This is a genomic window from Brachybacterium fresconis (assembly GCF_017876515.1).
Classification (GTDB): Bacteria; Actinomycetota; Actinomycetes; order Actinomycetales; family Dermabacteraceae; genus Brachybacterium; species Brachybacterium fresconis.
In genome coordinates, this window is the sequence record NZ_JAGIOC010000001.1 from 3,632,530 (window position 1) to 3,644,242 (window position 11,713).

Annotated in this window: 12 protein-coding genes; 9 read left to right on the forward strand and 3 right to left on the reverse strand. The window is 71.4% G+C overall.

Annotation, left to right across the window (positions count from 1 at the left end; translation table 11 throughout):
• The first annotated feature begins 143 nt into the window (after positions 1 to 143).
• From JOF44_RS16110 to JOF44_RS16120, 3 genes are all read left to right on the forward strand, one after another.
• Entirely contained in the window at positions 144 to 722 is a 579-nt protein-coding gene (locus JOF44_RS16110) for a DUF5701 family protein (RefSeq protein WP_377785190.1), read from the forward strand.
• Between the two features lie 228 nt (positions 723 to 950).
• Positions 951 to 2,396 carry a DUF1990 domain-containing protein gene (locus JOF44_RS20845; protein ID WP_245348977.1) on the forward strand — a complete coding sequence of 482 codons (1,446 nt, stop codon included), beginning with the start codon at positions 951 to 953 and terminating at the stop codon, positions 2,394 to 2,396.
• 77 nt (positions 2,397 to 2,473) lie between these two features.
• Entirely contained in the window at positions 2,474 to 3,364 is an 891-nt protein-coding gene (locus tag JOF44_RS16120) for a dihydrodipicolinate synthase family protein (RefSeq protein WP_209893750.1), read from the forward strand.
• 33 nt (positions 3,365 to 3,397) lie between these two features.
• On the opposite strand, the gene JOF44_RS16125 is transcribed toward JOF44_RS16120, so the two are convergent.
• On the reverse strand, positions 3,398 to 4,165 hold the full coding sequence (locus JOF44_RS16125) for an SDR family NAD(P)-dependent oxidoreductase (protein ID WP_209893753.1): 768 nt from the start codon (positions 4,163 to 4,165) through the stop codon (positions 3,398 to 3,400).
• Between the two features lie 202 nt (positions 4,166 to 4,367).
• Here JOF44_RS16125 and JOF44_RS16130 point away from each other — a divergent pair, with 202 nt between their 5' ends.
• The 5 genes from JOF44_RS16130 (at position 4,368) to JOF44_RS16150 (ending at position 9,729) form a co-directional block, all read left to right on the forward strand.
• A complete protein-coding gene (locus tag JOF44_RS16130) occupies positions 4,368 to 6,080 on the forward strand; it encodes a carbon starvation CstA family protein (protein WP_209893756.1) in 1,713 nt (570 codons plus the stop codon).
• A complete protein-coding gene (locus JOF44_RS21280) occupies positions 6,077 to 6,547 on the forward strand; it encodes a cory-CC-star protein (protein ID WP_377785193.1) in 471 nt (156 codons plus the stop codon). The genes JOF44_RS16130 and JOF44_RS21280 overlap by 4 nt, the downstream gene beginning before the upstream one ends.
• A complete protein-coding gene (locus JOF44_RS16140) occupies positions 6,538 to 7,530 on the forward strand; it encodes an ArsA family ATPase (RefSeq protein ID WP_209893758.1) in 993 nt (330 codons plus the stop codon). Before JOF44_RS21280 ends, JOF44_RS16140 begins: the two co-directional genes overlap by 10 nt.
• A gap of 51 nt (positions 7,531 to 7,581) precedes the next feature.
• Positions 7,582 to 8,595, forward strand: coding sequence for an amidohydrolase family protein (locus JOF44_RS16145; protein WP_209893761.1), 1,014 nt, complete (start codon positions 7,582 to 7,584; stop codon positions 8,593 to 8,595).
• 102 nt (positions 8,596 to 8,697) lie between these two features.
• Positions 8,698 to 9,729 (forward strand): aldo/keto reductase, encoded by a 1,032-nt coding sequence (locus JOF44_RS16150; RefSeq protein WP_209893764.1) that lies wholly within the window; start codon positions 8,698 to 8,700, stop codon positions 9,727 to 9,729.
• A gap of 114 nt (positions 9,730 to 9,843) precedes the next feature.
• On the opposite strand, the gene JOF44_RS16155 is transcribed toward JOF44_RS16150, so the two are convergent.
• Complete coding sequence (locus JOF44_RS16155; protein ID WP_209893767.1) at positions 9,844 to 10,545, reverse strand: helix-turn-helix transcriptional regulator; 702 nt, start codon at positions 10,543 to 10,545, stop codon at positions 9,844 to 9,846.
• A gap of 123 nt (positions 10,546 to 10,668) precedes the next feature.
• On the opposite strand from JOF44_RS16155, the gene JOF44_RS16160 reads away from it, so the two are divergent.
• Positions 10,669 to 11,037 (forward strand): VOC family protein, encoded by a 369-nt coding sequence (locus tag JOF44_RS16160; RefSeq protein WP_209893769.1) that lies wholly within the window; start codon positions 10,669 to 10,671, stop codon positions 11,035 to 11,037.
• A 68-nt stretch (positions 11,038 to 11,105) separates the two neighbouring features.
• On the opposite strand, the gene JOF44_RS16165 is transcribed toward JOF44_RS16160, so the two are convergent.
• Positions 11,106 to 11,630, reverse strand: a complete 525-nt coding sequence (locus tag JOF44_RS16165; RefSeq protein ID WP_209893772.1) for a hypothetical protein — start codon at positions 11,628 to 11,630, stop codon at positions 11,106 to 11,108.
• Between the last annotated feature and the right edge of the window lie 83 nt (positions 11,631 to 11,713).

An 11,713-nucleotide genomic window follows, 5' to 3' on the forward strand; every position in this document is an offset into this window, starting at 1 on the left:
AATAGCGCGGCGCCCGGGGTCGTTGAAGTGCGGCCCGCGCAGGATCCGCCGCTGCCGTCCCCTCCTCAGGAGAAACCATCCCCGAGCACACCGTCGCCCTTCCCACTCTTTCCGCGCAGGTCCAGCGCCTCATCGACCTCGACGTGCCCACCCGCGCCGACCTCTCCGACGAGGCGTTGCGGGCGGCCGTCGCGCAGTGGGGGAGCGACCGTACCGATGCCCTGCTCGCGATCCGTCCGGACCTCGCGCCCCCGTCGGCCCTCGCTCCGCTGCTGCGCCGCGGCGACAAGCCCGGGTTCGTGGTCGAGGACATGACCGACGTCGACCGCTTCGCCCCGACCGGGGTCGAACTGACCGGTGAGGCGCTCTACCTGGTCGAGGGCCTCGACCACGGGGACGACTTCGAGAACGCCTCACCCGCGGAGGCGCTCGCCGAGCTCACCACCCGCGGGCGCACCCCGCTGCTGCTGAGCGAGGGCATCCACTGGGTGCTCCAACAGCCGGAGGCGCTCGAGCGCAACCACTGCTTCATGACCATCGGCTCCCGCATGACGACGGCGACCGGGAAGCTCGACTCCCGCACGCCGGCGCTGTGGATCAGCAATGGCACCGGACGCGACGGGAAGGAGCGCAAGGACTCACCGAAGCTCGGCTGGTGCTGGTGGAACAACCGCCACACCTGGCTCGGCATCGCTTCAGCAGCGGGGCGCTCGGGCGGCTGACCGCGTCGGCCCGGGGATCAGCTGTCGACCCCGTCGGACGTGTCGCTCAGAGCAGTGCTGAGCAGCACATCCGACGGGGTCGATCGCCGGTGGCTGCGTGGAGCACGCGGTCGGTCGCCCGATACCAGGCGCTGCTCCAGGCTCCGAGACGGCCGTCCTCGCCGAGCGCCGTCGCGACCTGCGTCACGGGGTGGAGGCCGAGTGGCGGCGCGCTGTACGGTCCACCTCATGACCTCGACCGCTGCACCCACGTGGTGGGAGGACCATCAGGCGTTCCTGCGCGAGGCCGCCGCCGCGGATCCCTCCTACGAGGATCCGTTGCTGTCCGACGACATCCTTGCTCTGCTCGACGAGGTCGAGGGCGAGTTCGCCGAGACCGGCGCCGGCACCCCTGGTTGGGAGGACCCACACCTCCGAGCAGACGGCGGGACCCGCGGCAGCCGCGACGAGGAGTACAGCCGCTGCCTCGAACCCGGCAAGTACCGGATCCTGTGGACCCGCGCCGAGGCGTGGATCCGCGTGCTCACCGCTCGCGGCTGGGCCGAGGCGGTCAGCGTCGAGGACGGTGGACAGCTCGAGTGGGCCTCGCCGCCGTTCGTGTCACCCCATCGCGCCACCGTGCTGCACCCCCTCCGGCGGGACGCAGAGCCCCTCGTGCTCGCCCGGACAGCTCCGGACGATGCGACCGGCAGCACGGATCTCCGCGGCGAGGACGCTGAGGTCCCGGGCCTCGTCGTCGGTTTCGGTGATCCCCCGCTGCCGGTGAACACCACGCCGGACTGCGGGTGCGACGCCTGCGATTCCGGTTCCGGTGATCTGCTCGAGGACCTCGACCGGACGATCCTCTCGATCGTCGACGGCTCCTTCGAGGTCGTCGCGACGGCAGAGGGCACCTCGCGACGCACGTCCTTCGGTGCCGAGGAGGACGGACCCGGCGGAGGTGACCCGGTGTCCGTACGAGTCACTGCCGGGCCCTGGGCGGAGGGCTGGATCCCGCGACCGATGCGCGCGACGAGCGACCCGCTGGAGTCCGCCTGGGCCGACGAGATGCTGCGCGAGGCGTGGCCCACGCGCCTGCTCGATGCCGTCATCCACGCCCTCCCGCCGCCGTGCGCCGCCCGGATCGACCGCCTCCGCCCCGGGCACTCTGTGTCGGTGACCTCGAGCCTGTACATCCGCTACGCCCCGGAGACCACGGCACCGCTCGACGCCCTGGAGACCGTGCCCGCCGGGTACCGCCGCCTCCACCGCAGCGCCGTGGTCACGGGCACGAGCTTCGAGGAAGCCGCCACCGCGGTGCTGACCTGGACGCTGCAGCATCGCGCGGGCATGGGAGTCATCGCGTCGCAGTCCCCGGTCGAAGTGGGCACGGAAGCACGACTGCGACTGGGCATCGCCCCGTTCACGATCACCGCCCCGTGCCGGGTGCTGCAGGTGATCGACGAGCCGGACCGGCAGGGTTTCACCTACGGCACCCTGCCCGGGCATCCGGAGTCCGGGATCGAGCAGTTCACGGTGACCCGCACCGCGACCGGGCTCGTGCGCGTCCACCTCGACGCCGTCTCCCGTCCCGCCACCTGGTACGCCCGTTTCGGCGCGCCTATCACCCGGATCGCCCAGGAGATCGCCACCCGCCGCTACCTCCGCGCCCTGTCCACGCCGCCCGCTCGATGAGGAGCCCGCCATGCCCGCCACCCTGATCCGCTCGAACACGCCGTCCGACGTCGACTGACGGCACCCCAGGAGCACACATGTTCACCGGCCTCAGCGCCTTCCCGCTCACCCCGCTGCGCGACGACCAGGTCGATCTCGCCGCCTACGGGCGGCTGATCGATCGCCTGGTCGCCGCCGACGTCGACTCGATCAGCGCGCTCGGCTCTACCGGCTCCTACGCCTATCTCGACCGGGCCGAACGACGGGAAGTGGCCGCCGCGACCGTCGAGCACGCGGGCCGGGTCCCGGTGCTCATCGGCGTCGGCGCCCTGCGCACCTCGCAGGTGCGAGCGCTGGCCGCCGACGCCCAGGAGGTCGGTGCCGACGCCGTGCTGCTCGCTCCGGTCAGTTACCAGGCGCTCACCGAGGACGATGTTGCCGGCCTCTACGAGGACGTCACCGCCGAGCTCTCGGTGCCCCTGGTCGTCTACGACAATCCCGGCACCACGCACTTCACGTTCACCCTCGACCTCTACGCGCACATCGCCTCGCTCCCGCACGTCGAGGCGATCAAGATCCCCCCGACCGCCGGCAGCGTGGCCGAGGTGCGCGAGCGGGTCCAGGAGATCCGCGCCGTGATCCCCGAGCAGGTGCGGCTCGGCATCTCCGGAGACGGCTTCGCAGCGACCGGACTCCTGGCCGGCTGTGACGCCTGGTTCAGCGTGCTCGGCGGTACCCTCCCGCACGCCATGGCCGAGATCGCCCGGCCGGCGCTGGCCGGGGACGACGCGGCGCTCGCCGAGTCCGAGCGCCTGGCGCCGCTATGGGAGCTCTTCTCCGAGTTCGGCAGCCTGCGCGTCACCGCCGCGATCGCCGAGCACCTCGGCCAGGTCGACGCACCCTGCCTGCCGCGACCGCTGCTCCGCCTCACCGGAGCCGCCCGCGACCGGGTGCGAGCGGCGGTCGAGGAACTGGGGCTGAGGGACTGACCGGTCGAGAGCAGGGTCGGTTCGCCGGTGACATCAGTGCACCGAGAAACCGCCGTCGACCGCGATCGACTGCCCGGTGACGTACGCGGAGGCCGGGCTCGCGAGGAACACCGCAGCGCCTGCGAAGTCCTCCGGCTCTCCGTTGCGGCCGGAGAGCGTGCGCGCGGCGAGTGCTTCGACCCGGGCCGGATCTGCGCTGAGCCGACGATTCAGTGCGGTCTGCACGAACCCCGGGACCAGCACGTTCGCGGTCACGCCTCGCGGCGACCAGGCTTCCGCCTGTGAACGGGCCAGCGCCTCCACCGCGGCCTTCGAGACCCCGTAGGCGCCGCTGTCGGCGAAAGGTCGATGCGCCTGCTGCGAACTGAGGTGGATGAGTCGGCCGAAGCCGCGCGCCGCCATCGCCGGCGCCAGACGCTGACCGAGCACGAACGGCGCTTCCAGGTTCACCGCCATGGTGGCGTCCCAGGTGTCCTCGTCCAGTTCCGCCAGCGGCGGCCGCAGGTTGATCCCTGCGCTGCTGACCAGGATGTCCACGTCCCCAGCGGTCTCGGCGAGGGCGTGAGAACCGGCCCGGGTGGAGAGGTCGGCCCGGATCCCGTCGGCAGTGCCGCCGTCGGCCAGGATCGTCTCGACGGTCGCGGTGATCGTCGCCTCGGTGCGGGCGGCGATCAGCACCCGTGCCCCGGCTCCTGCGAGGGCGATCGCGATCGCCCGGCCGATACCGGAGCTTCCCCCGGTGACCAGGGCGGTGCGCCCGTCCAGGCCGAAAAGGGACTGAGGAGTGGGCGCGGAGGTCATTTCCCGAAGGTACCCAGTGGACGCCGTGCCCGGCCGCACCGGTCCGCGGGTCCGAACACCTGCCCCACGGCGGCGGGGAGTCGGTTACGGTGACCCCACATCGCGCGCGATGGTGACGCGACAGGTGCCGACGGCCGAGGACGGTCAAGGCCCCGCTCGTAGCCCCGTCGTGGACCCTTCCCCACCCCGACAGGACGGACCCGTGAACTCCCTGATCCTCGCAGTGGTCGGCGTCGGCATGATGATCGCCGGCTACCTGCTCTACAGCCGCTTCCTCGCCCGGCGCGTGTACAAGCTCGACGCCGCCTTCCGCACCCCATCCCATGAGCTCAGCGACGGCGTCGACTACGTCCCCACCAACAAGTTCATCCTGTGGGGACACCATTTCACCTCGGTGGCCGGCGCCGCGCCCATCGTCGGCCCCGCCGTCGCGGTGATCTGGGGCTGGCTGCCCGCCTTCCTCTGGGTCACGCTCGGCACCGTCTTCTTCGCCGGCATGCACGATCTCGGCGCCCTGTGGGCCTCGGTGCGCAACCGCGGCCAGTCCATCGGCGCGCTGTCGGCCCGCTACATCGGCAAGCGCGGCAGCCGGCTGTTCCTGGTGGTCATCTTCCTGCTGCTGCTCATGGTCAATGCCGCCTTCGCCGTGGTGATCGCCGGACTGCTGGTCTCCACCCCCACGGCCGTCATCCCCACCTGGGGCGCACTCGTGGTGGCCGTGCTCATCGGTCAGGCGATATACCGCCTGAAGTGGAACCTGCCCCTGGTCTCGGTCGTCGGCGTCGCAGCCCTGTACGGGCTGATCCTGCTCGGCGACCGCCTCCCGGTGGTGCTGCCGGACTCGGTGCTGGGGCTGTCCCCGGAGGCGTTCTGGATCATCGTGCTGTTCATCTATGCCGCGATCGCCTCGACGCTGCCGGTGTGGGTGCTGCTGCAGCCGCGCGACTACATCAACGGCCTGCAGCTGTTCATCGGCCTGGGCCTGCTGTACGGCTCGGTGCTGATCTTCCGGCCCGAGATCGTCGCCCCGTCGTTCAACACGAACGTGCCCGAGGGGACGCCGGGTCTGATGCCGCTGCTGTTCGTGACCATCGCCTGCGGCGCCATCTCCGGCTTCCACGGCATCGTCTCCTCCGGCACCTCCGCCAAGCAGCTGGACAAGGAGACCGATGCCCGCTTCGTCGGCTACTTCGGCGCCGTCGGCGAGGGGCTGCTGGCCCTCGGCGCGATCATCGCCACCACCGCCGGGTTCCGCACCCTGGCCGACTGGGAGGAGGTCTACAGCGCCTTCAACGAGGGCGGCGTCGCGGCCTTCGTGACCGGCGGCGGGTCGATCCTCAACCAGGGCCTGGGGATCCCAACCTCGCTGTCGGCGACCATCCTGGCCACCATGGCGGTGCTGTTCGCGGCCACCACCATGGACACCGGCGTGCGCCTGCAGCGCTTCGTGGTCCAGGAGATCGGCGACGTGATCGGCGTGAAGCTCGGCACCATCGTGGCCACGGCGATCGTGCTGGTGGTGTGCCTGGCGCTCACGTTCAGCGCAGGGGCCGACGGCTCCGGCGGCATGCTCATCTGGCCGCTGTTCGGCACCACGAACCAGATCATGGCGGGATTGACCCTGGCGATCCTCGCGGTGATGCTGATGCGCAAGCGCCGCCCCGTGCTGCCGATCATGATCCCGCTGGTGTTCGTGCTGTTCATCAGCGTGTACGCCCTGATCATCCAGCTCGGCGGGTTCATCGCCGAGGGCAACTGGCTGCTGCTGGTGCTGGACGTGATCATCCTGATCGCCGCGGTCTGGGTGATCGTCGAATCCGCGGTCGCACTGAATCGTGCCCGTCATGCCGAGCCCGAGCCCGACGACGAGGACGAGCGCGACTCGGTGAACGCCGGCGGGAGCTCCCAGGAGTGAGCCCCGCCCCTCAGCGCCGCCCCGCCGGCGGGTTCCCGGACGACCTGACCGACGGGGCGGTTTCCCGCCCGGTCGGCTCCGACGGGGCGGTTTCCCGCCCGGACGGCTCCGAGGGGGCGACGCACGACGGAGCCGCGCCGCGCACCGTGGCTCCCGACGGGGCGGCTCCCACCGGGGGAGCGCCCCGAGCGGAGGCTTCCCGCCCCGGCCTCCGCGAACGCTGGCGGGCGTTCAGCGCGGGCCTGCACGAGTTCTACGTCGGCCCCTACCGGCGCACGTTCGCCAAGGCCCAGCGGGACGAGGACGACCTGTTCCGGATGCTGGTGATGAGCGAGATGCTCGGAGTGCCCAACCCCGCCTCCTACTACACGATCGAGCTGCTGCCGGTGCTCTACGACGGCTTCCACGACTGGCACCGCCGCATGGGCATGGAGCGCTCGCCCCTGGAGAACTACCGATGCTGCTGAACCTCGCCGCGGAGCGCCGCGTGCTGTTCCTGGGCGGCAAGGGAGGGGTCGGCAAGACCACGGTCGCCTCCGCGCTCGCCCTGCACGCCGCCCGCGAGGGCCGTCGGGCCCTGGTGGTCTCCACCGACCCCGCCCACAACCTCGGACACCTCTGGGACCAGAAGGTCGGGGACCGCCTCACCCGCCTCGGCGACGGGGCCGGCGGGCGGCTGTCCGGGATCGAGATCGACCCCGACGCCAGCACCGACCAGCACCTGAAGGACGTCGCCCGGACCCTGCGCAAACTGATGCCCGAGAACTTAGCGGGCGAGGTCGACAAGCACATGGAGCTCTCCCGTCGCTCCCCGGGCACTCACGAGGCCGCGGTGCTGGAGCGGATGACGGAGCTGGTCGAGACCGGCATGGACCGCTTCGACCTGGTCGTCTTCGACACCGCGCCTTCGGGGCACACCGCGCGGCTGATGGCGCTGCCCGAGCTGATGACCGCCTGGACCGACGGTCTGCTGGCCCGGCGCGAGAAGTCCCAGAAGCTCGGCGCGGCGATGCGCGGGCTCGACGGGGACCGCGGGAAGGCCGTGCTCGGCTCGAGTGCCCCGCGCGATCCGGTCGAGGAGCGCGACGAGGAGATCCGTTCGATCCTGCTGCGCCGCCGGGATCGCCTGGCGGGGCTGCGGGAGGTGCTCACCGACCGCGCGAGGACGTCGTTCGCCATCGTGCTGGCCGCCGAGCGGCTGCCGGTGCTGGAAACCATCGCCCTGCACGAGGAGCTCACCCGCACCGGCGTCGACGTCGGCGGCCTCGTGGTCAACAAGCGCTCCCCGGCCGATCGCGGGGACTTCCTCGCCCGCCGCCACGCCGTCGAGGAGGAGCACCTCGGAACCCTCCGCACGGCACTGCCCGAGGTGCCGCTGCAGCAGATCCCGTTGAAGGAGGAGGACGTCGTCGGGCCCGCGGCCCTGGAGCGGTTCGCGCGAAAGCTATGAGTGCGCAGCAGTTGTGAGGATGGGACGGACCACGAGCGGCACCGGGAGGCGATGGCGACGCGACAGCACCATCAGGCGGAGACCACGAGGGGCCCGGAGCGGCATGCCGCCGGGCCGACCACGGACGAGCAGGTGGCCGACTGGGTGCGCGCGCTCGGGGTTCCCGGCTTCATCGACCTGCACGTCCACTTCATGCCCGACAGCGTCCAGCAGAAGGTGTGGGACTACTTCGATGCCCTTCCCGAGCACGGCGAGCACGCCTGGCCGATCACCTATCGCGGCAGCGAGCAGGCACGTCTCGACCGCCTGCGGCACCTCGGCGTCACCGCGTTCACGACGCTGAACTACGCGCACCGGCCGGGCATGGCCGATTGGCTGAACGAGTACTCCGCCCGCATGGCGGCGGCCCATCCCGACGTGATCCCCTCGGGGACCTTCCACGCCGAGCCTGACGCCGGGGCTGTCGTGGCGCGCGCCCTGGCGCATGGGGCCGAGGTCTTCAAGGTCCACCTCGCCGTCGGTGGCTTCGACCCCCTCGGCCCAGAGCTCACACCGGCCTGGGAACAGCTGGTCGAGACCCGCACCCCGACGGTCATCCATTGCGGCAGCGGGCCGCACGGCGGCGCGCACACCGGCCCCGCGCCGATCCGCGCCCTTCTCGCACGGCACCCCGACCTGGTGCTCGTCATCGCCCACGCCGGGCTTCCCGAGTACCAGCAGTTCGCGGACCTCGCCCTCGAGCATCCCGGCGTCCACCTCGACACCACTATGGTGGCCACCGACTACATGAACGCCCTGTTCCCGATGCCGCCCGACTACCCGCGCACCCTCGCACGCCTCGACGGAAAGGTCGTGCTCGGCACCGATTTTCCGAGCATCCCGTACTCCTACGCGCATCAGCTGCAGGCGCTCGCCGGTCTCGGGCTCGGCGCGAACTGGCTCGCCGACGCCCTGTGGCACACACCGAACCGCCTGCTCCGCCGCAATGCGATGGAGGGGCCCGTTCCCGCCGAGGGGTCGACGGGCGGCACCGGCGAGGTGTCGACGCGCCGTCCAGCTCCGTGACCTGATGTCCCTCCTGCCATTCGGTCGGCGCCCTGGACGCCACGCGCGGCGGGACGGATACTCGGAGCCCACCGACTCCGACGAGCTCACGGGAGAGTGACCATGGAACATCGTCTGCTGGGACACAGCGGGACCTCCGTCTCGGTGCAGACGCTGGGCACGATGACCTTCGGCGCCGAAGCCGACGAGTCCGCGTCGCACGAGATCATCACCGCCTACGTCGAGGGCGGCGGGAACATGCTGGACACGGCCGACGTGTACAGCCGCGGCGTCTCCGAGGAGATCATCGGCCGCTGGCTCGCCGCGCACCCCACCGAGGCCGATCAGGTCGTGATCGCCACCAAGGGCCGGGCCGCGATGGGCGAGGGACCCAACGACGTCGGCCTCTCGAGGCGCCACCTGCGCCGAGCCCTCGACGCCTCCCTGCGACGTCTCGGGGTGGAGCACATCGACCTCTACCAGATGCACGCCTTCGACGCGCTGACCCCGCTCGAGGAGACGCTGGGCTTCCTCGCCGAGGCGATCGCGAGCGGGAAGATCTCCTACTACGGCTTCTCGAACTACCTGGGCTGGCAGCTCACCAAGGCGGTGCACCTGGCGCGCTCGCACGGGTGGCCGACGCCGGTGACCCTGCAGCCGCAGTACAACCTGCTGGTGCGCGACATCGAGCACGAGATCGTGCCGGCCAGCCTCGACGCCGGCATGGGCCTGCTGCCCTGGTCGCCGCTGGCCGGCGGCTGGCTGAGCGGGAAATACGAGCGGGACGTGACGCCGACGGGCGCGACCCGGCTGGGCGAGAACCCCCAGCGCGGCATGGAGGCCTGGGAGAAGCGCAACGCGGACGAGCGCACCTGGGACACCCTGGACGTCGTCCGGGCGGTCGCCGACGCGCACCGTGCCTCGCCCTCGCAAGTGGCCCTGGCCTGGGCGACCGCGCAGCCCGCCGTGACCTCGGTGATCATCGGGGCCCGCACCGTCGAGCAGCTGCACGACAACATGGGCGCCTCCGGGATCGAGCTGAGCGACGAGGAGCTCACGCGCCTCGGCGAGGTCAGCGCACCGACCATGGACGACTACCCGTACGGAGCTGCCGGGATCCGGCAGCGTCACCGCGCTGTGGTGCAGGGGACGTAGACGCTGCGGCGGAGCAGGCCCCGGGACGAACTGGCGGCGAGGAGGGCATGAAAGGTCGAACAGTTCGTGGTGGAGGCGCTCGACCCCCGGGGCCGAGCGCACCGGCACCCGCGCTCATCGATCCACGCCCCGGAAGTCCCACCGGGAGAGGTCCTCGCCCAGCGGATCGGGGTGGCGCTGCGGCGGCACCTCCTGCGTGCTGGTGATCTCGAGGATCCGATCGGTGCGGAAACCCCGCACGCCGCCTCGCAGGCGGCACCAGCCCACCAGGATCCAGCCGCCGCGCACGGTGATCAGCCCCAGCGGCTCGACGGCCCGCCGGGTCCGCTCGCCGGTCTCGGGACGCGTGTACTCGAGCACCACCACCCGGGGATCCTCCAGCACCGATCGCACCACCTCGGCGATGCGCGGATCCGTCGGGCCCTCCGGCGCCATCGCCGCGACCCGGGCCGCCAGCGCGCGGGATCGCTGGCGACGCTCGGGCGGCATCGACCCGAGCACCTTGTCCATCGCCCGGGTCGCGTCCTCGGCGAAGGGTGATCCCATCATGACGCTGAGCCCGGCCGCGACCGCGGTCGTCTCGGCCGGGGTGAAGGCCAGCGGCGGCAGCGAGTAGTCCCGACGGATCGCGTATCCGCCGGTGCGTCCGGGAACGGCGTACAGCGGCACGCCGGCCTCCTGCAGAGCGCGCACATCCCGCTCGATCGTGCGCGTGCTGACGTCGAACCGGGCGGCCAGCCGCGGCACGGAGACCGGGCGCTCGGCATTCGCGCGCAGCACGTCGAGCAGAGCGTGGTGCCGTTCGCTGCGTCGCATCGACCCAGCGTAGGGAGCCGGTGCCCGCGGTGGAAGATCCTCCTGCGAAAACCCCGACACACGGCTGTCGCCGGTGCGGCGGATCCTGAGGCCTCATCACCCCGCATAGCGAAAGAATGTTCCATGACCAGTCCGAACATGTTCATCACGTACGTCAGTGACGTCGCCCGCACGGTCGGTTTCTACCGACAGCTCTTCGGGATCACCCCGGAGTTCTTCCCGAGCCCCGGATTCGCGACCTTCGCCCTCGGGGGAGGGGTCGACCTCGCTCTGTGGTCCGCCCATGACGTCGCGCTCGCCGACGACGTCGTGCGCACCAGCGAGGTCTGCCTGTGCCTGCCCGGCGGCGCCGAGGCGATCGAGGCGCAGCTGAACACCTGGGCCGACCTCGGCGTCACCGTCCTCGAGCCGCCGCACGACGCGGTCTTCGGCCGCACCGCCGTCGTCGCCGACCCCGACGGGAACCGCATCCGGATCGCACCCGTCGACTGATGATCACCCGTCGTCCGCCCCGCCGTGTCCGCGGCGGCGGGGCGGACCGGGGACCGGACTGCTGTCACTCACACTGCAGCACCTCGCCGGGCCGCACGATGGGCGGCGAAGAACCGTCGGACGCTCGGCGGCGCCCACAGCAGCGCCACCATGAGCACGTGCAGGATGTCGGTCGGGATCACGACGGCCAGGTACATCCCGCCCATCGTCGCGGAGTACAGGCTGCCGGCGGTGGCGACCACCAGGTACACGGTCAGCGTGATCCGCGCCCAGTGGCGGCCGCGGAGGATCTTCGGGGTCAGCCACAGCAGCAGGATGACGTCCACCAGATGCAGCACGATCGCGTAGGCGAGGACGAAGACGACGACCCATCCCATCCACTCCTCGCTCAGCGTGCCGGGCGTCTCGCGCTCGATCGCCGCGACCAGCTCGGTGCGCTTGACGAGCATGAGCACGGGAAGGCCGACGAGCAGCACGATGCTGGCACCGATGCCGACCACCAGCCAGCGCAGCGCGGCGGGAGCCCGTGGGGGAGGGTCGTGCCGGTCGGAGCCGGAGTGGGCGGTGGTCGGGGTGAGATCAGGTGATGACATGGTGTGCTCCTCGGTGCGGTGCGGTGCGGTGCGGTGCGGTGCGGTGATCCGGGTGAAGGTCTTCGGGGCTCAGTCGGCTCGTA